At 40.7% G+C, this 26832-nt stretch carries 26 protein-coding genes; 21 read left to right on the plus strand and 5 right to left on the minus strand.

The genetic code is table 11. The features are described 5' to 3' along the window. Positions 1-63: 63 nt before the first annotated feature. Positions 64-1092 (minus strand): DUF6588 family protein, encoded by a 1029-nt coding sequence (locus tag AW17_RS18850; RefSeq protein ID WP_029278927.1) that lies wholly within the window; start codon positions 1090-1092, stop codon positions 64-66. Positions 1093-1195: 103 nt separating this feature from the next. Between AW17_RS18850 and AW17_RS18855 the strand changes: the two genes are divergently transcribed. Next, positions 1196-2224, plus strand: a complete 1029-nt coding sequence (locus AW17_RS18855; RefSeq protein WP_029278929.1) for an RluA family pseudouridine synthase — start codon at positions 1196-1198, stop codon at positions 2222-2224. A 3-nt stretch (positions 2225-2227) separates the two neighbouring features. Further along, positions 2228-3067 (plus strand): aminotransferase class IV, encoded by an 840-nt coding sequence (locus AW17_RS18860; protein WP_029278931.1) that lies wholly within the window; start codon positions 2228-2230, stop codon positions 3065-3067. Positions 3068-3571: 504 nt separating this feature from the next. Here the strand turns inward: AW17_RS18860 and fmt are convergent. Next, positions 3572-4480 carry a methionyl-tRNA formyltransferase gene (gene fmt / locus AW17_RS18865; protein ID WP_029278933.1) on the minus strand — a complete coding sequence of 303 codons (909 nt, stop codon included), beginning with the start codon at positions 4478-4480 and terminating at the stop codon, positions 3572-3574. A gap of 92 nt (positions 4481-4572) precedes the next feature. Here fmt and AW17_RS18870 point away from each other — a divergent pair, with 92 nt between their 5' ends. Next, positions 4573-5625 (plus strand): DNA topoisomerase IB, encoded by a 1053-nt coding sequence (locus AW17_RS18870; RefSeq protein WP_029278935.1) that lies wholly within the window; start codon positions 4573-4575, stop codon positions 5623-5625. 29 nt (positions 5626-5654) lie between these two features. Here AW17_RS18870 and AW17_RS24290 read toward each other — a convergent pair whose 3' ends face one another. Then, positions 5655-5843, minus strand: a complete 189-nt coding sequence (locus tag AW17_RS24290; protein WP_157280357.1) for a hypothetical protein — start codon at positions 5841-5843, stop codon at positions 5655-5657. Positions 5844-6117: 274 nt separating this feature from the next. On the opposite strand from AW17_RS24290, the gene AW17_RS18875 reads away from it, so the two are divergent. Then, a complete protein-coding gene (locus AW17_RS18875; protein ID WP_167343699.1) occupies positions 6118-6441 on the plus strand; it encodes a hypothetical protein in 324 nt (107 codons plus the stop codon). A gap of 334 nt (positions 6442-6775) precedes the next feature. Here AW17_RS18875 and AW17_RS18880 read toward each other — a convergent pair whose 3' ends face one another. Then, positions 6776-7141: a helix-turn-helix domain-containing protein gene (locus tag AW17_RS18880; protein ID WP_157280359.1), complete on the minus strand. Its 366-nt coding sequence runs from the start codon at positions 7139-7141 to the stop codon at positions 6776-6778. A 223-nt stretch (positions 7142-7364) separates the two neighbouring features. On the opposite strand from AW17_RS18880, the gene AW17_RS18885 reads away from it, so the two are divergent. The 7 genes from AW17_RS18885 (at position 7365) to AW17_RS18915 (ending at position 14165) form a co-directional block, all read left to right on the plus strand. Beyond that, positions 7365-7568 (plus strand): universal stress protein, encoded by a 204-nt coding sequence (locus AW17_RS18885; protein ID WP_029278942.1) that lies wholly within the window; start codon positions 7365-7367, stop codon positions 7566-7568. A 68-nt stretch (positions 7569-7636) separates the two neighbouring features. Continuing rightward, the gene (locus AW17_RS18890) at positions 7637-8239 is read left to right on the plus strand and encodes a universal stress protein (RefSeq protein WP_029278944.1); all 603 of its coding nucleotides are present in this window, start codon (positions 7637-7639) and stop codon (positions 8237-8239) included. A 69-nt stretch (positions 8240-8308) separates the two neighbouring features. Next, positions 8309-9328 (plus strand): alcohol dehydrogenase AdhP, encoded by a 1020-nt coding sequence (gene adhP / locus AW17_RS18895; protein WP_245235105.1) that lies wholly within the window; start codon positions 8309-8311, stop codon positions 9326-9328. A 33-nt stretch (positions 9329-9361) separates the two neighbouring features. Then, on the plus strand, positions 9362-9817 hold the full coding sequence (locus AW17_RS18900) for a pyridoxamine 5'-phosphate oxidase family protein (protein ID WP_029278948.1): 456 nt from the start codon (positions 9362-9364) through the stop codon (positions 9815-9817). Positions 9818-10079: 262 nt separating this feature from the next. Beyond that, the gene (locus AW17_RS18905) at positions 10080-11861 is read left to right on the plus strand and encodes a hypothetical protein (RefSeq protein ID WP_029278950.1); all 1782 of its coding nucleotides are present in this window, start codon (positions 10080-10082) and stop codon (positions 11859-11861) included. 57 nt (positions 11862-11918) lie between these two features. After that, on the plus strand, positions 11919-13109 hold the full coding sequence (locus AW17_RS18910) for a PAS domain-containing sensor histidine kinase (protein WP_029278952.1): 1191 nt from the start codon (positions 11919-11921) through the stop codon (positions 13107-13109). Positions 13110-13133: 24 nt separating this feature from the next. Beyond that, a complete protein-coding gene (locus AW17_RS18915; RefSeq protein ID WP_029278954.1) occupies positions 13134-14165 on the plus strand; it encodes a response regulator in 1032 nt (343 codons plus the stop codon). A 156-nt stretch (positions 14166-14321) separates the two neighbouring features. On the opposite strand, the gene AW17_RS18920 is transcribed toward AW17_RS18915, so the two are convergent. Next, on the minus strand, positions 14322-15626 hold the full coding sequence (locus tag AW17_RS18920) for a DUF3472 domain-containing protein (RefSeq protein ID WP_036670428.1): 1305 nt from the start codon (positions 15624-15626) through the stop codon (positions 14322-14324). A 712-nt stretch (positions 15627-16338) separates the two neighbouring features. On the opposite strand from AW17_RS18920, the gene AW17_RS18925 reads away from it, so the two are divergent. The 10 genes from AW17_RS18925 (at position 16339) to AW17_RS18970 (ending at position 26625) form a co-directional block, all read left to right on the plus strand. Further along, on the plus strand, positions 16339-16767 hold the full coding sequence (locus AW17_RS18925) for a Rossmann-fold NAD(P)-binding domain-containing protein (protein WP_029278959.1): 429 nt from the start codon (positions 16339-16341) through the stop codon (positions 16765-16767). Further along, positions 16767-18113: an oxygen-independent coproporphyrinogen III oxidase gene (hemN, locus tag AW17_RS18930; RefSeq protein ID WP_029278961.1), complete on the plus strand. Its 1347-nt coding sequence runs from the start codon at positions 16767-16769 to the stop codon at positions 18111-18113. Before AW17_RS18925 ends, hemN begins: the two co-directional genes overlap by 1 nt. Positions 18114-18125: 12 nt before the next feature. Then, positions 18126-20510, plus strand: coding sequence for a heavy metal translocating P-type ATPase (locus tag AW17_RS18935; RefSeq protein WP_029278963.1), 2385 nt, complete (start codon positions 18126-18128; stop codon positions 20508-20510). After that, a complete protein-coding gene (ccoS, locus tag AW17_RS18940; protein WP_029278967.1) occupies positions 20507-20686 on the plus strand; it encodes a cbb3-type cytochrome oxidase assembly protein CcoS in 180 nt (59 codons plus the stop codon). Before AW17_RS18935 ends, ccoS begins: the two co-directional genes overlap by 4 nt. A 73-nt stretch (positions 20687-20759) precedes the next feature. Further along, entirely contained in the window at positions 20760-22901 is a 2142-nt protein-coding gene (ccoN, locus tag AW17_RS18945) for a cytochrome-c oxidase, cbb3-type subunit I (protein ID WP_029278969.1), read from the plus strand. A 3-nt stretch (positions 22902-22904) separates the two neighbouring features. Continuing rightward, positions 22905-23087, plus strand: coding sequence for a hypothetical protein (locus AW17_RS18950; RefSeq protein ID WP_029278971.1), 183 nt, complete (start codon positions 22905-22907; stop codon positions 23085-23087). After that, entirely contained in the window at positions 23074-24042 is a 969-nt protein-coding gene (locus AW17_RS18955) for a cbb3-type cytochrome c oxidase N-terminal domain-containing protein (protein ID WP_036670431.1), read from the plus strand. Before AW17_RS18950 ends, AW17_RS18955 begins: the two co-directional genes overlap by 14 nt. Next, positions 24026-25408 (plus strand): cytochrome c oxidase accessory protein CcoG, encoded by a 1383-nt coding sequence (gene ccoG / locus AW17_RS18960; RefSeq protein WP_029278975.1) that lies wholly within the window; start codon positions 24026-24028, stop codon positions 25406-25408. The genes AW17_RS18955 and ccoG overlap by 17 nt, the downstream gene beginning before the upstream one ends. 90 nt (positions 25409-25498) lie before the next feature. Further along, positions 25499-25927, plus strand: coding sequence for a FixH family protein (locus AW17_RS18965; protein WP_029278977.1), 429 nt, complete (start codon positions 25499-25501; stop codon positions 25925-25927). Continuing rightward, complete coding sequence (locus AW17_RS18970) at positions 25924-26625, plus strand: sulfite exporter TauE/SafE family protein (RefSeq protein ID WP_083488775.1); 702 nt, start codon at positions 25924-25926, stop codon at positions 26623-26625. Before AW17_RS18965 ends, AW17_RS18970 begins: the two co-directional genes overlap by 4 nt. The last annotated feature ends 207 nt before the right edge of the window (positions 26626-26832 follow it).

Raw genomic sequence — 26832 nt, forward strand, 5'->3', positions numbered from 1 at the left:
GCTGAAAAAGCCTTCTCGCAATGACGATGCCTGGCAATAAACGCTTTTAAATACTATGTTTAATTATTTACCGATACCAAGGCCTATACCTGCATTAACCATACTGTATTTTGCCTGAGTATATGAGCCGTAAAATTTAAAGAAACCAAACTTCAACTGAAAGCCTAAACTACCTCTTACGCCGTCAATATCGGTTTGTTTCACCGATATTGGATCTACATAAGTTGCATTGCTTGCACCATCTTCAAATTTGTAAGTACCAAGCGCTTTTAAATTGGTGTTCGAGGTTTGGTAACCAATGCTGGCAAAAGGCGTGAAAAACATAATTTTCTTAGAAACGATGGCATCAAAATTTACACCATTGAATTTAGCATCAATACGCTGATCTGAATTTGAAGTATTATTGATATTCAAAGGCAAATTGTATTTGTACTGCGTAAAACCACCGGCAATGGCAATGTCTACAGGAATCAGTTTTTCTGTTGTTGAACCCATAAATAAGGGTAAAAGTTCAATTTTGGCACTAAAACCGATCATCGATAAGCTTCCTAAGTCGTTACCTAATTTAATCTTCGGCATTGCTCTTAAAGTAACATCAATGTTTTTGGGTAAGCCCAAAGTAGCCTGTATCTGAGCTGAAGGCACTACATGAAACCCCACTCCCTGAGGTAAGTTGAAAAATTTACCTGTAGGAACGCCACTGCTTGTATAAATTTGCATTTTACCACCTTCATGGTCATCACCAAATGCAGTAGGGCCTATAGAAGAAGCACCAGGAGCAGGTTTAATATTGCTTAAGCCTAGTGCATTTACATCATAACTTCTGCCCGATTGAGGGACAAAAGCTGCTGAAATAGAGCCTCTTATGTCGAATTTTAAAAATCCTTTCGATTTGGCTGTATTCGACCATCCATCGGTTAAACCCAGGCCTAAACCTTTATACAAAGGATCAAAATAGGCATTAACCAGTTTGGTCGCATCTGCTGGTCCGCCCACAAACAAGTCTCCAACATCTTGTTGGGCACTTGCTTTTTGAGCCATCACTAATAGAAATAAGGCACATATGGCCCTTAAAGCGTAGCATTTTTTCATATAAAAAATTTAGAATGTTTTGATTGTGAGTAAAGATAAGGCTGTTTTTTCGAAAACTGCAATCATTGAAAAATTCTTGAAGTTAAAAGTTTATTTTTGCGCCATGGAAAATGTGGTCGAATTGCAGGAATCAGAAGAGCAGGAATTATATGAACATTTAAAAATTATTGTAGATAAGGGGCAATCGCTGCTTCGTATCGATAAATTTTTGATGGTGCGCGTAGAAAATGCCTCCCGAAACCGTATTCAAAATGCAATTGATGCAGGTAATGTACTGGTTAACCAGAAACAGATCAAAGCGAGTTATAAGGTTAAACCTTACGATGAAATATCTATCGTTTTACCTCACCCACCGCGCGATACCGAAGTTTATCCTGAAGATTTACCGCTTGATATTATTTACGAGGATAGTGATCTTTTGGTGGTGAATAAAGCTGCAGGAATGGTTGTACACCCCGGTTTTAATAATTATACCGGAACTTTGGTTAATGCTTTGGCATTCCATTTTGAGCAACTGCCTCAGTTACCTGGCAATGATGGCCGACCAGGTTTGGTGCACCGTATTGATAAGGATACCTCAGGTTTATTACTGATCAGTAAAAATGAAAAGTCGATTACACACCTTGCGCGTCAGTTTTTCGACCACAGTATTACCCGTAAATATATTGCACTCGTTTGGGGTGATATCGAAAACGATGGAACGGTAACCGGTTACATTGGCAGAAGTGCGAAAGATCGCCGTGTGATGGATATTTACGATGATGAAGAAAAAGGGAAATGGTCTGTAACACACTATAAAGTATTAAAACGTTTAGGTTATGTTACTTTGATCAGTTGTGAGTTAGAAACGGGTCGTACGCACCAAATCAGGGCACACATGCAACATATTGGTCATCCACTTTTTAACGATGCAATGTATGGTGGCGATAAGATTTTAAAAGGTACTACGTTTAATAAGTACAAACAGTTTGTAGATAATTGTTTTGAATTGCTGCCCCGTCAGGCTTTACACGCACAAAGTTTGGGTTTTATCCACCCCAGCACTAAAGAGTATATGTATTTTGAGTCGCCATTGCCACCCGATTTTAAAGCTGGCTTAACTAAATGGGAAAATTATATCGCTACATCATAAAATATGCTTCAGGAGTACCTTTTATTTAATGATGAATTTCAAGCAGTTGATTTTCCGATTTTAACGGCTTCTAACAGAAGCTTCAAATTTGGCGATGGACTGTTCGAAAGCATGCGAATGATTAATAATAAGCTGCAATTTGCCGATTTACATGCCGATAGATTAACGGCTGGCATGAAAGCGCTTAAAATTGACGGTCATGCTTTAATGGACGATTATTTTCTGCGCCAAAAAACCGCCGATTTAGCCAAACGCAACAAATGGAATGGTAATGTTCGTTTCCGTCTTTCGGTTTATAGAGGGGGAGCTGGTGTTTACACACCCGAAATAAATAAAGCAGGTTACATTTTAGAAGGTATTCCCTTAAAAGCATCTACATATGAGTTGAACAGCAAAGGTTTGATCATTGATGTTTTTGATGAAATGACTAAACCGGTTAATAAACTCTCGAATTTTAAAACAGCCAATGCGCTGCTTTATGTCATGGCCGGAATTTTTAAAAGCCAAAACCGCTTGGATGAGGCAATGATTCTGAACCAATATGGTTTTCTTTGCGAAAGCATTAGCGCTAACGTTTTTGTGGTGTACAACAAACAGATTTATACGCCGTCGCTAGCTGAAGGTTGTATAAGTGGTGTAATGCGTACGGCCATTATGCAGTTGTGCAAAATGAACGATATGCCTTTAATCGAGGCGCAGATTAATCCCGAAATATTAAAAGAAGCCGAAGAAGTGTTTATCACCAACGCTACGCAAGGCATTCAATGGGTAATGGGTTACGGCAGGAAACGTTATTTTAACGAGGTATCGAAATTTTTGATCGAGAAATTGAATAATTTATAGTGCTATCCCACGATTTGTAGCGCACGCATTACCTTGGTCGTCATGCTGAATTTAGTTCAGCATCTATCATATCCTTAAAAACTGTTCAAATTTTTTGGAAAGCAAAACCTGTAGTGCTTCGGTTCGGGCTCGTCCCGGCCTTTGCTTAATCCCGATAAAATTTACTCACAAGATAAACAATTCTTAATCGGGATAACGCTGGCGGTCGGGTTTATTTAACCCTAAACAGAAGCACTTTTGTGGCCACTTAAACCCGATCAAAGCGGGATGCAAATTTCCTTCAAATTTGCAGAAGCGGGAGCGGGGCTGTATCAAGCCAAAAGCCACTGCAACTGCTTTCCAAAAAGAATTGCTCATATAAGATATTCGTCTTCACCCTGACTGTTGCATCTCTGCTGTCATGTTAATTTCGTTCTGCACCCAACACAGTTCATGAAATCGACTGGAAGAGTTGTCAACTTTCTTGTAATAACGGCTATTAAAGTTGACAACTCAAATTCCCAGCTACAACCGCATTCCCCTTAAAAAGTCTTCGATCAGCATTCGTTTTTTTCCTTCATACTGGATATCTAAAAGCTTGATAAAGCCATCTTTTGCGGCAAATTTCAAATAAGTTTTACCATCGGTTAAAAAGCCTCCGGCTACAATGCCTGGCTCTTTATCTTCTATTTCGGCCCTAAATACCTTTAAGTTTTTCTCATTGAGTACGGTAAAAGCAGTTGGGTAAGGGCTTAAACCGCGGATTAAATTATGGATGGTTTGCGCCGGACTGTTCCAGTCGATTTTGCAATCTTCCTTAAAAATCTTCGGCGCATGCTTTAAGTCATCATTTTGTGGCTGCGGCTGCTCTGTTATTTTATTGGCTTCGATAGCAAGCAATGTTCTTACCAGAAGATTTGCGCCAACAACCATCAGTTTATCATGCAATTCACCCGCAGTTTCGTCGTCGGCAATGGGAACGCTATCACTAAGAATAATATCACCCGTATCAATTTCCTGTTTAAGGAAAAATGTAGTTACACCACTTTCCTTCTCTCCATTTATAATGGCATGGTTAATCGGGGCTGCACCACGGTATTGCGGTAACAACGAACCATGTAAATTGATGGTTCCTTTAGCCGGCATATTCCAAACTATTTCTGGTAGCATCCTAAAAGCCACTACCACTTGTAAATCGGCTTGATAAGATCTTAGTTCTTCAATAAACTCAGGATTTTTTAACTTTTCAGGCTGTAAAACAGGAATTCCTTTTTCTACAGCATATTTTTTTACTGCACTTTCATTCAATTTTTGGCCACGGCCTGCAGGTTTATCCGGTGCAGTAACTACTGCAACTACATCGAAATTGGCTTGTACCAGGGCATCTAAAGAGGCTACCGCAAAATCGGGCGTACCCATAAAAACTATTTTCATAAAGAAAGTGTTGTGTTTCTAAAAATAACGTGGCTACCCACGTTTAAGTTTTGCAAAATAACTAAAAATAAACCCATACTTATAGGCAAAAAATGGTACAAGGCAAAGATGTTGTTCAGGCAAGTGGATTGGTGTACATAACTGATGCCATGCCTGGCATTTACCGTAAAGGAAAACCTGGTAAATTTTATTATGAAGATAAAGAGGGCAACAAAATTACCGAAGAGAAACACCTCGACCGGATAAAAGCCTTAGTTATTCCACCCGCATGGCAAAATGTGTGGATTGCCAGTAAGCCAAATGCATATTTACAGGTTACCGGTATTGATGCTGCAGGCCGGAAACAATATAAATACCATACAAAGTGGACCAGCCGCCGATCGGAGGCTAAATATTTTCGTTTATTGGAATTTGGAAAAGCATTGCCCAATGCACGGAAAAACTTGGAAAAAGACCTCCGCAGAAAAGATTTCGATGAACGGAAAGTATTGGCCATTTCTGTAGATGTACTGCAAAAAACACTAATCCGTGTGGGTAACGAAAGTTATAAGCAATTGTATGGTTCTTTTGGTTTGACTACACTTCGCGATAAACATGTTAAAATCGAAGGAAGTAAAATTACCATGGATTTTGTTGGGAAAAAAGGTGTTCGGCAAAAAGTAGAGTTAAATGATCGGTCGCTGGCGAAACTGGTCAAGAAATGCAGGGACATTCCCGGACAGGAATTATTTCAGTTTTATTCGAACGGGAAAGAACATAAAAGTATCGATTCAGGCAAAATAAATGCCTACATTAAAGAAATTACAGGCGATGATTTTACTGCAAAGGATTTTAGAACCTGGGGCGGTACTTTAGAAGCGTTGCGTCAGTTTTCGAAATGCAGTACTGATGAGGATTTTAACTTAAATTCGAAAAAAACAATTGTAACGGTTTTAGATTGCGTAGCGAAAAAATTAGGCAATACTAGGGCTGTTTGCAAGAGTTCTTACGTATATCCGTTATTGCTCACCGCTTATGAAAACAATGAACTTGATAAATACATAAAAAAAATGAATAATAACAAAACAACCGATAAATTAGGTTTGGCACACGATGAGAAAATTTTATTGTCATTTTTAAAATCAAGTAATAAACAGACAAATTGATATAAAAGATCGTCATTTCGAGGGGTAATTTATTGTATAAAAATCAATATGAATGACGCATATCCTTTTTTGCCCAGAGGCTCATCCTTGCCTCGGCTCGCCGCCGCCAAAGGGCTCTTCTTTTTGGCATGAAAAAGACCAGCGTAGCTAGCTTGAATGCCTTTGAAAAAATAAAAGCCCATGAAAAAACAAAAAACACCGGCTGAAAATTTATTCATTTGTATTATAGTTTTCAGCTGTATTCATGAGGGCTTCGCCGTTTTCTTTCGAAGTTAGTAGGTTGGCTTGAGCAGTGCAGCCCGAAAAATTTGTTAGGCCGGATTTAAGTTGAACGGGGATATGGTGCTATGGCCTAGTTGGGTGGAAATACAAAATCGCATAAGCCGTTCATATTTAAATACCGTTCTTGTTTCGAAGGATAAAACAGACCATATTGCGCTTTCAGGAATCTTAAATCTGGAGCTGAAAAATTTTGATTGTAAGAGTGCGATGATGACTAAACAACTACTAAACACCCTGAAGGAGAACAGGTTCCCGGTACTAAGGATCAAATTCCTGTCCTTAAAAGAAATCCCTTCCGAAGGTCAGAATAGTTTTGTTAAGGGGGATGTGGAGATCACCCTGGCAGGGGTGTTAAAAAGATTCGAAATCTGTTATCAGATAAATGTTAAACGAGGCACTATCGAGCTGATAGGACAACAAGCCATCAATTTTTCTGATTTTCATCTGATTCCTCCACAAAAAATAGGCAGGCTCATCCGGGCTAAAAATCAACTGGTTGTGGCTTTCTTTTTAAAAATGGAACAGGCAGGGTAATTCAGTTTGCTTAAATCCTACTGTCGTAATTCCTGTTAAGATCAATTCGTTCTTTTCTATAAGTCCTTTCTATCGTTACAACAACCAGGTAGGGGCCAAATACTTTGCACCTTATGGCCAGCATTCGCCATCGGATCAATACTTTACCAGTGATTATGACCTATCCACGCTGACCAGTGATTTTTATGGTGCAGGCATCCGTTTTGCTCCACCTAAAGGCGTTTTCGGTTGGCAGCGCTTGAATATGCTTGAATTACGATATGGTCATTATTCCCGGTCAACAAGCCTGGTTTCCAATATCGTATCGTTAAACCTAAAGTTTAAGTAAGCCGGTTTATCTAAACTGTCCTTTTTCCAACAGTGAGATCGTACTGAGCTGAATCTTATTTAACCTTTCCTGAAGTTCGAGCGCTTTGTTCTTTTCAGTGAGCAAAGCCTTCAAACGGTCTACTTCTGCAGTAAGTCTTTGTTTCTCCTGTAGCTCCATCTTCGAGAAAACCTTTCCACTTTCGTAATAGCTGAAAAAATTATAGTTCAGGATTTCACTCACACGGACCAAAGTAAGGATATCGATAGTTGCGGTATTCAGCATCTCCTGCGTTTTTGTTTTGCTGATCTCAAGGGCAGCGGCAATGTCTGAAACAGAGATATCTTTCTGCTTCATTTCCTTCCAGATCATTAAGCCTATATGGACACTCATCTTATATTATGGGATAATTTTGAAACATTGAAATTACGGAAAGCAGGCTGATTTAATCATTTTTTGTGGTAATGATAATTAGTCTAAATATTTCTTTAGCATATCATCATAATGATCGGGCACTTAAATGCTAACACCGGAAGAATCATTTTAATAACTGATGCGGCTCATATTTTTAACACGGGCTTTTTACAAACTTTATATCTATCAAAAAAGACCCATTATGAAAAAAATCCTGGTACCTGTTGATTTCTCTGCAACTGCAGAGAACGCAGCCGATTATGCAACTGATCTGGCCCATGGTATTGGTGCCAGAGTAGAATTGTTAAATGTTTTTCAGGTTCCGGAGTTTTCTCCTGCTGCGGCATCTCTGGTATGGCCGCTTGAAGAATATAAACTTATAGAAGACGATGCTAAAAAGCCTTAGGCAAACTGGTCGAAAAGGTTGAAGAAAAATATAAAAAAGCCCATCATGAGTTTGGTTTTAAAGCAGAAGTGTTTGGAAAATCTGTTCGTGGCGAGGTTGAACAAGAGGTTAGCAAGTATTTTACCGAGTGTAAAATGAACCTCGTTGTGGCCGGATTAAACCATGCAGATAAGTTAACCAAAACGCTTATGGGCAGTATTGCCAGAAAAATTATCGAGGAGGAAATACCTGTTTTGCTTATACCTGCGGGATATCGGTTTAAGAAACCTAAGAAAATTGCTTTTGCCACAGATTTTAGCCATAGTGATATCCCCGTTTTATGTACACTTGCCGAATTTGCAAAACCTTTTAATGCCGATATACTCATTACACATACCGGTAATTCGAAATCAGAACCAGAAGGTGATAAGCATACAGCCGAAGATTTTTTAAACAGGGTTGCCGATCGGGTCAACTATAGAAATATCTACCATAGGCATATAAACAGTGAACGGATTAAGGATGGTTTAGATTGGATCGTAGAAAACGGACAGATCGATATCCTGACCATGGTGCATCGAAAACACGGTTTTTTTCATCGCCTGCTTAAAGGTAGCTATACCCTGAACATGTCAGATCATATTCAGATCCCGCTTTTGGTTTTACCGCCATCACACAACATTCCGATGTAATTGCCCATCAGCAGATAAAATTCAATTATTATAATCTATTGTAAAACAGAATATATGTATCCTAAAACAATGAAAGCTGCAGTTATCCATGAATATGGAGGACCACTGGCCATAGAAGAACTTCTGGTTAGACCGCTCAATCAATATGAGATTTTGGTTAAGGTAATTTCATGTGGGGTATGCCATACCGATCTGCATGCCTGTAATGGAGACTGGCCTGTAAAATCAAAAATGCCATTGGTGCCGGGCCACGAAGCCATTGGACTGGTAGCGGCAATGGGCCCTGATGTTAAAACTGTTAAGGAAGGAGATGTGGTTGGTGTGCCTTGGTTATACAGTGCATGTGGCTGTTGCGAATTCTGCTTAACCGGTTGGGAAACATTATGTTATGAGCAGCAGAATGGAGGCTATAGTGTTGATGGAGGTTTTGCAGAGTATGTAATTGCCGATTCGAGATACGTTGCCCATTTCCCTTCGCATGTAAATTTTGCAGAAATGGCGCCGATTATCTGTGCCGGGGTTACCGTATACAAAGGTTTAAAAGAAACTGATGCAAAAGCAGGTGAATGGGTAGCCATATCAGGTATTGGCGGGCTCGGCCATCTTGGGGTTCAGTATGCAAAGGCCATGGGCTTTCAGGTTGCCGCGATTGATATTTCAAACGATAAACTGGAAATGGCCAGAAAACTAGGTGCAGACATTGTTGTTAATGCGCTAGAACATGACCCGTGTGAATTTCTTAAAAAACAAACCGGGGGTATGCACGGCGTATTGGTTACGGCAGTAACACCTGTTGCTTTTAGTCAAGGGCTTTCTGCATTGCGCAGAAAAGGTACTTTATCCCTAAACGGACTGCCTCCAGGCAGTTTTGACCTTCCCATATTCGATACCGTGTTAAACAGAATAACAATCAGGGGTTCTATTGTCGGCACAAGAAAGGATATGCAGGAAGCGATCGAATTTGCGGTAGATGGAAAGGTAAGGGCGCAGGTTAAATCAGCAAAACTGGAAGATATCAATAATGTGTTCGATCAAATGAAAAAGGGCGAGATTGATGGACGGATTGTTTTGGATATTTCTGGTGATTAGGTGTTTATTAATCAATATTTAACGAATAAGAAGATGTTAGGGACATTAAAAGAAGAGGATATAGAAAAGCTCCTTAAGGAACAATATATTGGCCGTTTGGCTTGCCATGCACATGGGCTAAGTTACATTGTGCCCATCAATTATGTGTACAGCGGCAGCACGGTTTATGCTCATTCTGCTCCGGGGCAAAAAATCAGGATGATGAAAAGTAACCCTCAGGTATGCTTTCAGACCGATCAGATCCGCGATACTTATAATTGGAAAAGTGTGGTGTGCTGGGGCAAGTTTGAAGAAATTACGGATGCTGTAGAAAAACAAAGGGCGCTACAAGGGATTAACCACCGAATGATGCCTTTAACCAATACCCCTTCAGAGCAACCATCGCATGGAACTGGCAAAAAAGATACTTATGATCAAGATATTATCGTGTTCAAAATTATCTTTCATCTTAAAACAGGTAGATTCGAGATAAACGATAGTGTTGAATAAGCAGTTTTAGCAAAATAAATATACCACAAACTTTCCCAAAGGCATATTATAAAACGTTAAAAAGTGACCTCAATTACTTTTCGTTTTGACAGGCATCATCTCCAGATCAGTTCAAATATAATAGTTTTGCTGTCGAAACCATTGAGGGTGTATCATAAAGGCGATTTCACCTCAGATGCTGTCATGTTGTCCAAAGGAGTCCTTTGGACAACATGACAAATCTATCTTTATGATACAAGCTCAGATTACATTACGAAACACCATGCCACATTCATTCCATATCCCTGTATTAGGCCTAGGCTATTCTATTGATACGCCTCTAAAAGTTGCCAGGTACGGTATTTCATCCGTGCTATCCATTGTTGATGACGAACTGATTGAGCGCATGCGTGCTTATCATTCAAAAAACCGCCAGATTCATTTCGAAGCGATTCCTAAAGGAGAAACCGATAGCCGGAGTAAACGCATCACGGCCTACCTCAACTTTTTGTCGGAAACCATAACCAACGATTTTAAAGCCCTAAAACAGCAGGATTTTGCCACTGGTAATGATATTTGCCGTTATTTCGAACTACTTCCTGATACGTCTAAATTAAAACATGGTTATGACCTGATGCTGGACTATCCTGAAGGTGAAACCAAGCAGACCTTCCAGGCGCTTTTAAAAAATTCGATGCGGGTAGGGGCTATTGATGTGAACATCATGGCCAAGGTAGATAAAATGAATTATGTAAATGGCGAATATTCTGGTGATACCAATACCGATGCATTAGCTGCACTCCGTGGTTTTGCCGAAAGTAAGCTGAACGCCTCTGTTGTACTCTCTGCTGGCATGAACCCGAAGTTATACAGCTATATGGAAAATTTTGAAGACTTTTTTCCTGATGAAAATGGCAAGCTGAAAAAGAAAATCATCTTAAAGGTTAGCGACTTCAGATCGGCACTGATCCAGGCTAAATTTTTGGCAAAAAAGGGTTTATGGGTTTCAGAATTCAGGATAGAGTCGGGCTTAAATTGTGGAGGCCATGCATTTGCAACAGAAGGCTATTTACTGGGGCCGATTTTGGAAGAATTTAAGCTCAAAAAAAACGATATGCTTGCTGAGCTTTTTAAAATGTACCAATCTGCTTTAGTGCAAAAGGGAATCCCAACAGAAAAACAGCCCAAACAGCGGATCAGTGTCCAGGGTGGGATTGGTACGGCTGCAGAACACGATTTCCTCCTTCAACATTACAATCTCGATGCCACAGGTTGGGGAAGCCCGTTCCTATTGGTGCCGGAAGTAACGAATGTAGATGCCGAAACATTGGCGCAATTGGCCAGTTCAACAGAAAGCGATTTTTATCTAAGTGGAGCCTCTCCGCTGGGTATTCAGTTTAATAATTTTAAAAACAGTACAATAGAACTTCAGCGTACCGAGCGGATTGAAAAGGGCAGGCCAGGAAGCCCGTGTACCAAGAAATACCTTTGCAACAATACCGAATTTACTGAGCAGGCCATCTGTACGGCATCCCGCGAATATCAGCACTTAAAAATTAAAAGTCTCAAAACGGCTGGTCTATCGGCAGATGAATACCAAAAGCAGTTTAACCTGGTAACCGAAAAAGTTTGCCTTTGTGAAGGCTTATGCGCCGCTACCTATCTCAAATATAACATGGCGAAACCCAAAGAAAGTACCGCAGTGGCCATTTGCCCGGGGCCGAACTTGGCCTATTTTTCTGATGTGTATTCACTTGATGAAATGGTTGGCCATATTTACGGGAAAATTAACCTGTTGAGGCAGGTAGAACGGCCACATATATTCATCAAAGAACTCAATCTTTATATCGATTATCTTCAGGAAGATATCAAACAACAGCTTCAACATTTTAGCGATAAAAAAAGGAAGCAGTTAAACGCATTCAAACTCCAATTGGCTGAAGGGATTAATTATTATAAAAAGCTTTTTGCCGAGGTTGCAGATCAGGCATCTGGAGAATTAAAAGGATTATGTGAACAGCTAGCGAAGTCGAAAGACAAACTGGACGGATTGATTGTTGAATAAGAGAAAAAAGATGGCAAATAACTTTTCTATATTTACAAGGATATACTGATGTATTACATGGATAGATCGAAATTTTTAGATGCCATTATTGAAAATGCCATTGATGGGATTATAACCATTGATGATAAAGGGATTATAGAACATTTAAACCCGGCTGCACTTGAGCTTTTTGGTTATGGCAGAGCAGAACTGGTTGGAAAAAACGTATCGGTTTTAATGCCAGAACCTGATCATTCGCACCATGATGCCTACTTATCCAGATATGAACATACCGGGCAGAAACGCATTATCGGAACTGGGAGAGAAGTTTCTGGTAAACGTAAGGATGGCTCGGTTTTTCCTTTTAGATTGGGGGTAAGCGAAATAAAATTTAGCGACCGTAAAATTTATACCGGTTTTATCCACGATCTGAGTAAAGAAAAGGCCAATGAAGAGCAGATCAGAAGCTACACCGAAAAATTAGAGGTCAAGATCAAGGAACGCACACACGATCTGGTAAAGCTGGTATCCGAACTCGAAATGGCCAAAGAAAATATGCAGGCGCTTTTTCAGAAAGAGAAGGAACTCAATCAGCTCAAAACAAGGTTTGTTTCTATGGCCTCGCATGAGTTTAGAACACCCCTCAGTTCGATACAATTATCGGCTTCTTTAATCGACAAATATACCTCCAGGCATGATGTGGCCAGTGTAGAAAAACATACGCTGAAAATCAAAAATTCGATCAACAACCTCACTACGATCCTGAACGACTTCCTCTCATTGGAAAAACTTGAAGCGGGAAAAGTAGAAGCATCGGCACAATCTTTCAATATCATCAGTTTTGCTGAAGAAATAGCTGAAGAAATGCAGATGATGACCAAAGAGAACCAGCACATTATCTACGAACACACAGGTACAACTGCCGAAGTTTACCTCGATCCGAACCTGTTGAAAAACTGCGTCATTAATCTGATTTCCAATTCGATAAAATACTCTGGCGCAGATACTTTGATCCAGTTCAATTCTATTTTAAAAGATGATGAACTCATTTTGGAGGTGAAAGACAATGGAATCGGCATTCCAAAAGTAGATCAGCAAAATCTGTTCGAACCATTTTTCAGGGCACACAATACGGGCGACATCCCTGGCACTGGTTTAGGCCTGAACATTGTAAAAAGATATGTAGGTTTGATGAATGGCACCGTAGCCTGCCAGAGCGAACAAAACTCAGGTACCATTTTTACACTCACCTTTGCGCTCGGTAAATAATTTACAATTAAACACCCAATCTCCATGAACAAGAAAGTTTTGATTATTGAAGATAATGACGACATAAGGGAAAGTACAGCCGAGGTGCTTGATCTGGTAGGTTACCAGACTTTTACCGCCAAACATGGTAAACTCGGTGTAGAAATGGCCTTAAACCATTTGCCTGATGTGATTCTTTGTGATATCATGATGCCAGAACTTGATGGTTATGGTGTACTGTACCTACTGAACAAAAACCAGAAAACGGCCAATATTCCTTTTATTTTCATTACGGCAAAAACCGAGCGGGCAGACATGCGCAAAGGCATGGAAATGGGTGCAGATGATTACCTCACCAAACCGTTTGATGATATAGAACTTTTTAAGGCCATAGAAAGCAGATTTAAAAAGAAACAACAATCAGCTGGCTTTAATTCTTCATCAGCCAATAGCGAAACGGTGATGGACGAACTCCGTAAAAAGGGTAAATCAAGGCCAATTGCCAACAAACAGATTATTTATGTGGAAGGGGATGAACCGACCCATCTTTATTATGTAGTTAAGGGCCAGGTAAAAACCTACAAACGTTTTAAGGATGGCAGGGAACTTTCGTCGAGCTTGTATCATGATGGCGATTTTTTTGGATATGAAAGTTTATGTAATGGCGAGGTATACACAGACAATGCAGCAACCTTAATTGAATCAGACATTATCCAGATTCCCAAAGCCGATTTTATGGAGTACCTGCTCAACCATCAGGCCGTATCCAAAACTTTTATTGCTTTATTATCTGGAAATGTGCGCGATAAAGGAAAGCAAATGCTTCTATTGGCCTATTCATCGGTACGGAAACGTGTAGCAGAAGCATTGCTGCAAGTGGCCGCTAAATTTGGAGACGGTGTTGAAGATAGCTGTACCATCAGGATTTCTCGTGATGACCTTGCTGCACTGGTAGGTACGGCCAGCGAAACAGTAAGCCGAATGCTTGCTGATTTTAAAGACGAAAAACTGATCGATAAAACAGGCAATGCCATAAATATCCGCTCGATCGAAAAACTCAGAAACATTAAACAGTAGCGCGATCATTAGTTAACTGGCCATTGTGGGGCTAGGCTTGAAGGAGTCGCAGCAAGCTATTTCGATCAGCAATGTGCTTAATCGATTCTGCACTGCCAGCTTCAAACTAATCCTATCCCGGGCAATATAAAGCATTACCCGGGGTAGGGGTTGTTTTTATGGTAAAGTGGTTAAATCAACACTTGGGGCTGTGCCGTTAGCAGTTCTGTTAAAAACCGTCCCGTAAGTCGTGTAAGTAGCAAAGAAACCTCCGTTTTTCAGATAAAAACTATTACCGGTAATGCCACCCTGGTAATCCATGCGCTGCTCTGCAGATGCAGTGGCATCGTAGCTAAAACTGGCATTGGTAACCTCTGTCCAATTGCCACTACTGGTTTTATACCATTGATTGCCATAGTTACAACTTCTTTGCAGGTAGCCCTGGTCTGGGTTAAAGTTCTCGATAAACGAATACATTCCTGTTAAATACGCCGTTGTATTTGGACGTTTCCATTGTGCTATGATCTTCCAGGCACCATTTTCGGGTGCATAAAACCAGGCCGTATAATCCGATCCGCCCGCACCATCGGGTTTGCCCTGCAATAAGAATTTATAGGTAGTACCCGCTACCCAGTTAAATAAGAGATAAGATTGTCCGCCTGTGCCTTCGCCGCCGAACCCATTAGAGGTTATATCAGTTCCCTTCCTTACCAAAGTAGTGCTGCCGGTTGATGGATCCCATACCGAAAATAAAACCCTTCTTTCTGTAGCTGAGTTAACTTGCATGCCAAAGTAACCCCCGCTAAAACCATCGGCCATGAAATAAGAACCGATTCTGTCTTGTCCGCTGGGCACATTCAGCTCACTGTAAAACCATTCTGTGCCCGATGGTACGGTGTAATTTAAATGGCACGATGGGCCTCTTCTCGACCAATAATAACTGGATACGGTATTGGCATATTGCACATTGGAAGCCACTGCAGGTCCGCTAATTACCAGGTCGGAAATGTCGCCATAGTAACTACCTGTTTTACTCACGCCCTGTATATCTACCCGTACATAGCCCGCAGCTGTAATATTTACGGTACCAATGGTAGTTGTGGTGGCAGTGGTACCGGTAATGGTTTTATTAAATACGGTACCATTAATAGTTACCTTGATGTTACTGCTTCCTGAAGGTACGGTGCCTTTTACCGCTACAGTTAAACTTCCGGTAAGCCCCAAACGGAACCATACACTGGTAATCGTGCTGGCTGATGTCCAGTTATGTAAACCAGTATCATTGATTAAGCCACCTGTGCCAGAGGTATAGGCATTACCACCTAAACCGACGTTTAGGGATGAACCGCCCAAACTTTCGGTAACTGCAATGGCGTTTTTAATTTTTGGTGTCTCTGTTTCCGCTGGGGTTTCTGTTTTTTTACACGAATACAAGCTTAGCAATAAGAGCAGGCCTGTGGCAAGTGAACTTGTTTTTTTCATTTTGGTTAGTATATGGTTGTTTATAATTAAGTTGCATCCATTTTACCAATCTGTAATGCAGATGGTTTTTTGCTTAACCCAGCCTCATTTTCAACTGTCGGTATTTATAATTGTCACACATGGCTGCTAAGCCAACCCAAGCACATTAGTGCAGTAAAAAAAAGGAATATTTTGCACTAACCAGAATTGAAGTTAACGACTAACAATTGATAAAAAATTAAGATTCTCAGCGCAAACGTTTGCTCAATACAGGTATATTTTGCAAGGGAAAAAGGCATCATTTTATAGGTAATACAGCTTTTGTAAAGTTTGTAGTTGTAAGTAGTCTTAATATGGGTTTAACAAACCATTTTTGTTAAATGCTGTTTTAAACTATTTGATTTTAGTTTTTTATAGCTTTGTTTTTGAGCTTTTTTTGAATAAACGCAAACGGTTGTGTGAAGAAATGTAATTAATTTATTGATCATTGGTTCACTGGTAATTAGTCAATGTTCATAGTCGTATTCTTCATTGCGGGACCGGAAATGGGCGCCAGCCTGTGGCGATTTCGGTAAAGCAATCTCATGAGGTGATTTATTTGTTCGTTGTTTAAATCGCTTAATTGCCGCTAAACGCCAAACTAAGAAATGTAACTATAATCATTTTTTTCTCTAATCATTCTCACCTGTTGCGGCTTACTTCCACTATAGTTTTGTACATATAAACTCTGTATATGAAAGCTATAGCTTACAACATCAAACCCGATGAAAAGGAATGGTTGGTACTGGCCAATTATAAAAAACACGACATTACCATAATTGCGAACAGTTTAACAGTCGATACGCTTTCATTTGCAACTGGAAAGGAGGCCCTGTTGGTTTTTAACAACGATGAGCTAACTGGGGCGATGATTCTGGGGCTAAAAGCCCTGGGCATAAAATACATTGCAACCTCATCATTCCAAACAGACCATCTTGATTTAAAAGCTGCTGGTTCTGCTGGGATCAAAGTGGCAAATGTTCCTTTGGCATCTGGTGATGCTGATGCTAAACAGCGGATGGAACAGGTGATCAGAAACCTCGATCAATGGGCTGTGGGTAAATGCGTAGGTAGCGCGTGCTGCTGTCAAAACGAATGTTCCACCGTAAAAGCGCTCAAATAATGGAAACTTCTGCATTGCTAAAAAAATACAATGTTGCCACACCAAGGTACACCAGTTACCCAACTGTTCCTTACTGGGATATTGAAAATTTTACTGCAAATGGTTGGTTAGCCAGTGTAGCCAACACCTATGAAAGCCATAAAGATGAAGGGATCAGTTTATATATCCACCTTCCATTTTGCGAGAGCCTATGCACCTATTGCGGTTGTAATACCCGGATAACAAAAAACCATGGTGTAGAGGTACCGTATATAAATGCTGTACTGGCAGAATGGAAAATGTATGTAGAAGTTTTGAGGGAGAAGCCTAAACTAAAGGAACTGCATCTTGGTGGTGGAACACCAACTTTTTTCAGTCCAGAGAACCTGGGATTATTGATCAATGGCATTCTGCAAAATTCAACTTTGGCTGCTGATGCAGAATTTTCTTTTGAGGCGCACCCAGCCAATACCACCAGTGAACACTTAATCATGCTATACAGTCTTGGTTTTAAAAGATTAAGCCTGGGAATCCAGGATTTCGACCCTAAAGTACAGTTCCTGATCAACCGCTTTCAAACGCCCAAGCAGGTAGCTGTAGTTACCGCAGAAGCAAGAGAAATCGGTTATACCTCTGTTAATTTTGATTTGATCTACGGTCTTCCAGGTCAAACAATTCCGGGCTTAGCGGATACTATAGGAGCGGTAATCGATATGAAGCCAGACCGCATTGCTTTTTACAGTTACGCCCATGTGCCCTGGTTAAAACCCGGCCAAAGACATTATACCGAAAAGGATCTTCCCCTGGGCGACGAAAAATTTGCGCTCTACCAATTGGGCAGACAATTGCTTGATGCCGCAGGGTATAAAGACATAGGGATGGACCATTTTGCACTGAACAGCGATTCTTTGTTCCAGGCGATGACTGAACAGAAGCTGCACCGCAATTTTATGGGCTATACCAATCAGCATACCCGTTTACTTATCGGATTGGGCGTGTCTTCCATCAGCGATAGTTGGACAGCTTTTGCACAAAACCCGAAAACGGTAGAAGATTATCTCAATAAAATTGAACAAGGTACGCTACCTGTAGAAAAAGGCCATTTCCTTACCGGTGAAGATCTTGAGGTAAGAAAACATATCCTTAACCTCATGTGCAAGGAAAATACAGTGTATAACGAAGGTATTCCCGAGCCAGTGTATGGCAGGCTGTTGCCTTTATTACGCGATAAGTTGGTATGGGTAACCGAAAAAGAAATCAGGATTACCACCAGAGGACGATCTTTTTTACGGAATGTGTGTATGGCTTTCGACGAGAAACTATGGCTCAAACAGCCCAAAACCCAATTGTTCAGCTCATCAATTTAAGAACAGTCTAAAATGGAAGATCAAAATAAAATTGCAACACGTGCCTTTTGCTATCATTGCGGCGAAGATCTGCCCAAAGTAAAATATCAGGCAGAAGATAAAGATTTTTGTTGCGCTGGCTGCATGGCTGTTTTTAAGATTCTTTCAGAAAACAATCTTTGTAATTATTATGTGTACAATAACAATCCGGGCAGGCAATTTAAAAATGAAAGCCATTTAGAATATCTGGATGAGCCAAAAATTATTGATCAGCTGCTCGATTATAAACACGAAAGTTCGAGCATTATCACCTTTTATATCCCTGCAATACACTGCAGTTCGTGCATCTGGTTGCTGGAACACCTCTATAAAATCAATCCTGCTATATTCAGCTCAAGGATCGATTTTTTTAAAAAACAAGTGACTATAAGTTTCAATCACGACGAAATTTCGTTAAGGCAACTGGTACAAACGTTAAACCAGATTGGATATGAGCCTTTAATCAGTCTTCACGATATAATAAAGGAACATAGCGGTTCGGTAGATAAAGCTTTGGTCTTAAAAATAGCCGTGGCCGGTTTTTTAATGGGCAATGTTATGCTGTTTAGCTTTCCGGAATATTTTGGTTTATCGGGTTTCGAAAAACAATTTCAATCGCTTTTTGGCTGGCTAAACCTTACGTTCTCTATTCCTGCCGCTTTTTATTGTGGTCGCGATTATTTTACCTCGGCAATAACAAGCCTTAAACACAGGCACATTAACCTCGATACCCCTTTAGCATTAATTATTGCGGTACTTTTCCTGCGCACGGCTTTTGAAGTTGTTTTTGGTACAGGCCCGGGTTTTGCCGATACCTTAACCGGTTTGGTGTTTTTGCTTTTAATGGGCAAATGGCTTAAACAGCGTACCTATCATCACATTTCTTTTGACCGCGATTACCGTTCCTACTTCCCGATTGCGGTAACTACACTGCTAAATGGCAAAGAAAAACCAGTATCTATAAACGAAATCAAGATCGGCGATCGGCTGTGGATCAGAAATGGTGAGCTGGTTCCTGCAGATGCCATTCTGATGAAAGGCGATGCCTGGATGGACATGAGTTTTGTTACAGGTGAGTCGGCACCGGTACATAAAGTTTTGGGTGAGATTATTTATGCCGGTGGCAGACAAACCAGCGAGGCCATAGAGCTTGAAGTAATTAAACCTGTTTCGCAGAGTTATTTAACCGGTTTATGGAACAACGATAATTATAAAAACAATTCCGAAAAACAGAATTTTAACGATAGCGTAGCCAGGTACTTCAGTCTGGGTGTTTTTCTGGTCGCATTTGCCGCTACCGGGTATTGGTTGCTTCAAAACGATAGCCACAAGGCTTGGTCGGCATTTACCGCCGTAATTATTGTAGCCTGTCCATGCGTGCTGGCTTTGAGCACGCCATTTACCTTATCCGCAATTTTATCGGTTTTTGATAAGAAGGGTTTTTATGTGAAAAATACAGATGCCGTTGAAGAACTTGCTAAATGCGATACCCTGATTTTTGATAAAACAGGCACGCTGACCAGTAATGAAAATGCAGAGATCATCTTTAGCGGAATGATAACCGATGAAGAAAAGATTATTGTTGCCTCATTGTTGCGCAATTCTATACATCCCTTGAGCAGGCATATTATTAAGGCTTTAAATGTTGACCGGTTTTATTCGCTCAGCGATTATAAAGAGGTGATTGGAAAAGGTTTGACGGCCAAAATTAACGGCCAAAGTATTTATGCGGGGCACCTGTCAATGCTGCCGATCCAGGTAGCGTCTGCCGCTGAGAGCGGGGTGCATATTGTGATCGATCATGTATATAAAGGATGTTTTGATATCAGGCAACAGTGGCGGCCAGGGCTGGAACAAATGATTCCAAAACTTTCTCGATTCAATTTGCAGGTTTTATCTGGCGATACCGATAAAGACCGCTGGATGCTGGATACCATTTTCACGAAAAATACAACCATCAGGTTCCGCCAGAGCCCGCACCAAAAACTGAATGCTGTTCTACAGCTTCAACAGCAAGGAAATAAAGTAATGATGTTGGGTGATGGGTTGAATGATGCCGGAGCTCTGAAACAGAGCAACTTTGGAGTTGCAATAACCGACAATATTAACAGTTTCAGCCCAGGTTGCGATGCCATTCTCAAAGGCAGCGCTTTAAATTTTCTGCCAGATTTTATCCAGTTAAGTAAAGATGGGCTGAAGATCATTAAAGCAAGCTTCGCTATAGCCATTGCATACAATTGTATTGGTATTTATTTTGCTGTGCAGGGCACACTTTATCCCTTGGTAGCCGCAGTACTGATGCCGATCAGTACGGTTACCATTATCTCCTTTACTACTTTGGCAACCAGGTGGTTTGCCCATAAAAATAAACTGATATGAACATCCTTTACTTTTTGGTTGGCTGCAGTGTGCTAATGGCGCTCATTTTTTTGGCTGCATTCTTTTGGGCTTACAAAACCGGTCAGAATGATGATGTACATACTCCGGGTATCCGCATGCTCTTCGATGATGAAGTTGTTGCCGAAAAAAGTGAAGAAGATCACTTTTCTAGTTAACCGTTATCACCCTTTATCCACCTACTGCCAGATACCTTTGGCATACAAAACATACAAAAATTCAGCTTCTATTATGCAGTTAGAAAAATTTACTTACGATAACAGGATTGTTCGGAACTTTGGTATTGCCACCCTGGTTTGGGGAATTATAGGCATGACGGTTGGCTTGCTTGCAGCCATGCAACTGTTTAAACCCGCAATGAACATGGGCAGTCAGTACACCACATTTGGCCGCATCAGGCCGCTGCACACCAATGCCGTAATTTTCGCCTTTGTGGGCAATGCCATTTTTATGGGCGTTTATTATTCCCTTCAGCGTTTGTTAAAAGCACGGATGTTTAGCGATGTGCTGAGCAAAATCCACTTCTGGGGCTGGCAGCTGATCATTTTATCGGCAGTAATCACGCTTCCCCTGGGCTTTACTACCTCACATGAGTATGCTGAACTCGAATGGCCGATTGATATTGCCATTACCATCATATGGGTGGTATTCGGCGTTAACATGTTCGGTACCATTTTCAAAAGGAGAGAACGCCATTTGTATGTAGCCATATGGTTTTACATTGCCACTTTCGTTACCATAGCCGTATTGCACATCGTAAACTCTTTTGAGCTGCCCATTTCTTTCATGAAAAGTTATTACGTGTATGCCGGCGTACAAGATGCATTGGTACAATGGTGGTACGGGCATAACGCGGTGGCATTTTTTCTAACTACACCTTACCTGGGCATGATGTATTATTTCTTGCCGAAGATGGCCGGAAGACCCGTTTACTCTTATAAATTAAGTATCCTGCATTTTTGGTCGCTCATTTTTATTTACATCTGGGCCGGCCCGCACCATTTATTATATACTTCATTGCCTGGTTGGGCACAGTCTTTAGGTGTTGCCTTTTCGATCATGCTAATTGCACCAAGCTGGGGCGGTATGATTAATGGCTTGTTAACCTTGCGCGGTGCCTGGGATAAGGTAAGGGAAGATGTTACCCTTAAATTTATGGTGGTTGCCCTTACCGCTTATGGTATGGCCACCTTCGAAGGTCCGTTATTATCTTTAAAACAGATTAACGGTATAGCCCACTTTACCGATTGGATTGTAGCCCACGTACACGTTGGTGCTCTAGGTTGGAATGGGTTTTTAACATTCGGTGTACTCTATTGGTTAATTCCGCGTATTTACAAAACAGAATTATACTCGAAAAAGCTTGCCGGTTTCCACTTTTGGATAGGTACTTTGGGTATACTCTTTTATGCCGTGCCGATGTATTGGGCAGGTTTTACGCAGGGGCTGATGTGGAAAGAGTTTACGCCCGAAGGTTTATTAAAGTACCCGAATTTCCTAGCTACTACACTGCAGATTATCCCGATGCATGTTTTGCGTTCAATTGGTGGTACACTGTATTTAATAGGGGTAATTGCCATGACTTATAACCTGGCCAAAACCATGTTGGGTGCTAAATTGCTTGCCAACGAACCGGCCGAAGCCATGCCATTGAGTAAAGTGATCATCGAAACCTCTCCCGCAGATAAAGCCTGGCACAGGGTTTTAGAACGCAAGCCGATGAAATTTATGGTGCTCTCGCTCATCATTATCCTTATTGGGGGGATGGTAGAAATGATGCCCACTTTTACCATTCAATCCAATGTTCCAACTATAGCCAGCGTAAAACCATACTCGGCACTAGAGCTTCAGGGCAGGGATTTATACATCAGAGAAGGCTGTGTAAACTGCCATTCGCAAACGGTAAGACCTTTCCGCTCAGAAACTGAGCGATATGGTGAATATAGTAAAGCCGGAGAGTTTGTTTACGATCACCCGTTTTTATGGGGAAGTAAACGTACCGGACCAGATCTTCATCGCATAGGCGGGAAATATTCTGATGCCTGGCATTACAATCACCTGGTCGATCCTACTTCAATGTCGCCAGGAAGCATTATGCCGCCTTATGCCTGGCTCATCGAACAGAAACTTGATATTACAACCACAGCCAGCAAGATCAGGGCCATGCAAACATTGGGGGTTCCTTATCCCGATGGTTATGATAAACGCGCCAACGATGATTTAAAAGTTCAGGCCGAAAAGATTACACTCGACCTAAAACAGAATAACATTAAGGTTAAAAGCGACAGGGAAATAGTAGCCATTATTGCTTACCTGCAACGTTTGGGTACCGATATCAAAGCAAATAAAGAAACCATTCCTTCAAATCAATAAAATATGTTCAACCAGATCAAAGATTTAGCCGGTGGCGAAATATACCTCATCACCTCTCTGCTCATGTTCATGGTGTTTTTTGTAATCGTGGGTATTTACCTGCTCAAACTAAATAAAAAACATATCGAAGTAATGAGCCAGCTTCCCATTCAAAACCATCAACCTAATGTATATGAAGAAGATTAAACTTTTGTTATTATTCCTGTTCGTCTCAATTACAGCCTTTGCTGCTGATGAGAAAGCCGCAGCGCCCGTAACACCTGCTCAGGCAGGCTTGGGACTAAACCAGTCGGAAATACTGATTATAATCCTCCTGGTTTTTGCAGTTGTGCTTCTTCTTGTTTCAGTAACCCTGTTAAATGCATTCAAGGTAATGTATCAGGAACAGTTAAATCCTACACCGTATACCAAACCTGTAAAAGAGCCGGTTTTGGATTACGATAGCTGGTTAAAGCAACAGCCTGTTAAACCTTCAATCTGGACAAAACTTTTAAGCTTAAGGCCCATCGAAGAAGAAAAGGATCTGGTAATCGATCATGCTCACGATGGCATTAAAGAGCTTAATAACCCAGTGCCGGCCTGGTTTAACTTCCTTTTCTACGGTACAATGATTTTTGCTACGGCATATCTTTTTTATTACCACATTGGTGGCTATGGAGACCTGCAGGATCAAGAATACGAAAATGAAATGGCCAGGGCGAAGATAGAAAAAACAGCCTACCTCGAAAAATCGGCCAATACCATTGATGAGCGTTCGGTTAAGTTTGATAATACACCAACCGTGCTGGAAGAAGGAAGAACTGTTTTTACTACCAACTGTGTGGTTTGTCATGGCGATAAAGGCCAGGGCATCATCGGGCCAAATTTAACCGACGAATACTGGCTACATGGTGGAAGCATTAATAATGTATTCAAAACCATTAAATATGGTGTTCCTGAAAAGGGAATGATCAGTTGGGAGAAAAACTTAAACCCAAAACAGATCAGTGCAGTTGCCAATTTTATCCTATCGCTAAAAGGAAGCAATCCTGCAGGAGCCAAAGCACCACAGGGCGAGAAATACGAAGCAAAAGATTTAAAAGACAATGAGATGAAAACACCAACCGACAGTGTGAACCAGGCCAATGTTACCAAAAAATAAAAAAGAAAATAAAGGCAGGGGCAGAAACTTTATCTATCCTAAACAGCCATCGGGCAGGTTGTATACCTACCGGAAATGGGTAAGTTATGTGCTGCTTTTATTTTTGTTTGTCTGTCCATTTGTAAAGCTTAACGGCGAGCAACTGGTACTGCTCAATTTCATAGAAAGAAAATTTGTATTCTTTGGATTGATTTTTACCCCGCAGGATTTTTACCTCTTTGCCCTTGCAATGCTCATTTTTATCATGTTCATTGTGTGCTTTACGGTAGTGTTGGGCAGGTTGTGGTGCGGATGGGCCTGCCCGCAGACAATTTTTATGGAAATGGTTTTTCGTAGGATTGAATACTGGATCGAAGGAGATGCCAGTAAACAGCGGAAATTGGACCAGGCTGATTGGAATGCAGAGAAAATATTCAAAAAAGGCAGTAAACATTTCATCTTTCTGGTGATTTCTTTTGCCATTGCGAATACTTTTTTGGCTTATATGATCGGTTCTGATGTACTCTTTAAAATTATAACCGAACCAATTGCTGGCCATATATCGGGCTTTGTATCCATCTGGCTGTTTACATTTATATTCTATGGGGTATTTACCTATGTACGCGAAGTGGTGTGTACGGTAATCTGTCCGTACGGTAGGTTACAGGGCGTTTTGTTAGATAATCAAAGTTTGGTAGTAGCCTATGATTTTACCAGGGGCGAACCACGTGGGCATCTTCAAAAAAATGCTAATGAGTTAACAGCCGGCGACTGTATAGAATGTGGACTTTGCGTGCAGGTTTGCCCCACTGGTATTGATATCCGCGAAGGTACACAACTCGAATGCGTAAACTGTACGGCCTGTATCGATTCGTGCAATGAGGTGATGCTTAAAATAAACAGGCCCAAAAATCTGATTGGTTTTTTTAATCAGGATTTCATTAAGGAACGCAGACCATATAAAATTGGCTTAAAATCTTACGCTTACGCTGCGATACTGTTTGTGGTAATGATGGTTTTTTCTTCACTGATCTATAAAAGAGAAGATATCCAGACCACGGTATTAAGAGCAAGTGGTACTTTATACCAGAGTAGGGGAGCAGATAAAACGAGCAATCTTTATAATGCAGAGTTGATCAACAAAACCAATAAGGCTGTAAAGTTTACTTTCAGATCGAAGGAAAAGGGAGATGAAATTAGTTTCATCCAAAAAGCTGATGTTTTGCCAAAAGAAGGTTCGGTACACCTTACTTTCTTTCTGATCAGGAAAAATAATGCCATTAAAAAATATAAAACCGATGCCATTTTCGAAATTATTGCCAATGGCAAAGTGTTAAGCACAGCAACTACAAGTTTTTTCGCACAACCGGAAGGAATTGAGGATTGATGAAAGAATGATTGAAGGGCCGAAAATGATATTTGCATGTGAACTATCACTCATTCAAAATTCTCTCATTCAAAATTAAAAACAAGAGATATGAACTGGGGAACAAAAATAGTGTTGGGAATGCTTACATTCATGATGTTTATTGTGGGGATGGTAGTTTATATGTTCCATGTACACGGAAGAGATGCCCTGATAGAAGAAAATTATTACGAAAAGGGGATCAATTATAATGCAGAATACAATGCCAAAGTGAACGTTATAGACGATAATGCCAGTCCCAAAATTACCATTACAAAAACTCAGATTATCATTCAGGTAAAAGATAGTGCAAAATACGATCTTGTTTTAATGCGACCTGCCAATAGCAACGATGATGTTAAGTTAAAGGGAAGGACCTCAGGAACGGCGAATCTTATTCTGGTTGATAAAACTAAAATGCCCAAGGGAATGTGGTTTTTAAACCTCCAGTGGCACTCCTCAGGAAAAGATTATCTGTTTAAAAATAACATCACCCTATGATGGATTTTTTACCACTGGCATTTTTGATGGGGCTTTTCGGGAGCCTTCATTGCGCAGTAATGTGCGGACCGATTACGCTGGGTATGCCATTCGCGAAACAGAATTTCTTTCGAAGTGGATTTCAGCTTTTGTTGTACCAATTTGGCAGAATTGCCGTGTATACTGTGTTAGGATTGTTGGTGGGTGCTTTAGGGAGCAGTATCCGCATCTTTAGCGATCAGAAAATGCTGAGTATCTTAATCGGTTCTATACTGATTTTATTTACAGCGCTACAGTTTAATGCTGTTTATAGAAATAGGTTTTCTCAGGTCCAGTCATGGGTACTCAATCCGCTGAGCAGGCTTATGGGAAAGGTATTCAATTTGCCATTGTGGGGATTGTTTGCCGGAATGCTTAATGGCATCATCCCCTGCGGGATGGTTTATCTGGCACTTGCAACTGCGTTAAATACTGGTAGTATTAAATCTGGTGCAACTTTTATGTTCCTCTTTGGATTGGGTACCGCGCCACTGATGCTCATGATTTCGTTGGGCGCGGTCTTTCTGAAGAAATACATCCGCTTTAATACCAATAAACTTATCCCTTGGTTTATGTTTTTTATGGGGGCATTGCTCATATTACGGTCGGTCGATCTGGGTATTCCCTTTCTATCACCAAGAAATACGGGTGCCTATGGTCATGTTATAGATTGCCGGTAAAAATCGCCAAAATGAAAAACTAAACCGCTAATCATTCTTAATAACCTGAGTTCGATAATTATTTGCTGAAAATTATATCTTATTTACGCCTAATCCCGCTTTATCGTCCTGCTGAATTTATTTCAGCATCTTTTTAGCGTGAAAGACCCTGAAATAAATTCAGGGTGACGACCGTCTTAACAGAAAACTTGATTAAAACGCCACAAA

The sequence above is a fragment of the Pedobacter borealis DSM 19626 genome (assembly GCF_000708285.2).
Taxonomy (GTDB): Bacteria; Bacteroidota; Bacteroidia; order Sphingobacteriales; family Sphingobacteriaceae; genus Pedobacter; species Pedobacter borealis.

Bases quoted from the DNA above. Each gene is read 5' to 3' on its own strand.
- AW17_RS18850 (WP_029278927.1), bottom strand. From the start codon at position 1,092: ATGAAAAAATGCTACGCTTTAAGGGCCATATGTGCCTTATTTCTATTA.
- AW17_RS18855 (WP_029278929.1), top strand. From the start codon at position 1,196: ATGGAAAATGTGGTCGAATTGCAGGAATCAGAAGAGCAGGAATTATAT.
- AW17_RS18860 (WP_029278931.1), top strand. From the start codon at position 2,228: ATGCTTCAGGAGTACCTTTTATTTAATGATGAATTTCAAGCAGTTGAT.
- fmt (WP_029278933.1), bottom strand. From the start codon at position 4,480: ATGAAAATAGTTTTTATGGGTACGCCCGATTTTGCGGTAGCCTCTTTA.
- AW17_RS18870 (WP_029278935.1), top strand. From the start codon at position 4,573: ATGGTACAAGGCAAAGATGTTGTTCAGGCAAGTGGATTGGTGTACATA.
- AW17_RS24290 (WP_157280357.1), bottom strand. From the start codon at position 5,843: ATGAATAAATTTTCAGCCGGTGTTTTTTGTTTTTTCATGGGCTTTTAT.
- AW17_RS18875 (WP_167343699.1), top strand. From the start codon at position 6,118: ATGACTAAACAACTACTAAACACCCTGAAGGAGAACAGGTTCCCGGTA.
- AW17_RS18880 (WP_157280359.1), bottom strand. From the start codon at position 7,141: ATGAGTGTCCATATAGGCTTAATGATCTGGAAGGAAATGAAGCAGAAA.
- AW17_RS18885 (WP_029278942.1), top strand. From the start codon at position 7,365: ATGAAAAAAATCCTGGTACCTGTTGATTTCTCTGCAACTGCAGAGAAC.
- adhP (WP_245235105.1), top strand. From the start codon at position 8,309: ATGAAAGCTGCAGTTATCCATGAATATGGAGGACCACTGGCCATAGAA.
- AW17_RS18900 (WP_029278948.1), top strand. From the start codon at position 9,362: ATGTTAGGGACATTAAAAGAAGAGGATATAGAAAAGCTCCTTAAGGAA.
- AW17_RS18905 (WP_029278950.1), top strand. From the start codon at position 10,080: ATGCCACATTCATTCCATATCCCTGTATTAGGCCTAGGCTATTCTATT.
- AW17_RS18910 (WP_029278952.1), top strand. From the start codon at position 11,919: ATGGATAGATCGAAATTTTTAGATGCCATTATTGAAAATGCCATTGAT.
- AW17_RS18915 (WP_029278954.1), top strand. From the start codon at position 13,134: ATGAACAAGAAAGTTTTGATTATTGAAGATAATGACGACATAAGGGAA.
- AW17_RS18920 (WP_036670428.1), bottom strand. From the start codon at position 15,626: ATGAAAAAAACAAGTTCACTTGCCACAGGCCTGCTCTTATTGCTAAGC.
- AW17_RS18925 (WP_029278959.1), top strand. From the start codon at position 16,339: ATGAAAGCTATAGCTTACAACATCAAACCCGATGAAAAGGAATGGTTG.
- hemN (WP_029278961.1), top strand. From the start codon at position 16,767: ATGGAAACTTCTGCATTGCTAAAAAAATACAATGTTGCCACACCAAGG.
- AW17_RS18935 (WP_029278963.1), top strand. From the start codon at position 18,126: ATGGAAGATCAAAATAAAATTGCAACACGTGCCTTTTGCTATCATTGC.
- ccoS (WP_029278967.1), top strand. From the start codon at position 20,507: ATGAACATCCTTTACTTTTTGGTTGGCTGCAGTGTGCTAATGGCGCTC.
- ccoN (WP_029278969.1), top strand. From the start codon at position 20,760: ATGCAGTTAGAAAAATTTACTTACGATAACAGGATTGTTCGGAACTTT.
- AW17_RS18950 (WP_029278971.1), top strand. From the start codon at position 22,905: ATGTTCAACCAGATCAAAGATTTAGCCGGTGGCGAAATATACCTCATC.
- AW17_RS18955 (WP_036670431.1), top strand. From the start codon at position 23,074: ATGAAGAAGATTAAACTTTTGTTATTATTCCTGTTCGTCTCAATTACA.
- ccoG (WP_029278975.1), top strand. From the start codon at position 24,026: ATGTTACCAAAAAATAAAAAAGAAAATAAAGGCAGGGGCAGAAACTTT.
- AW17_RS18965 (WP_029278977.1), top strand. From the start codon at position 25,499: ATGAACTGGGGAACAAAAATAGTGTTGGGAATGCTTACATTCATGATG.
- AW17_RS18970 (WP_083488775.1), top strand. From the start codon at position 25,924: ATGATGGATTTTTTACCACTGGCATTTTTGATGGGGCTTTTCGGGAGC.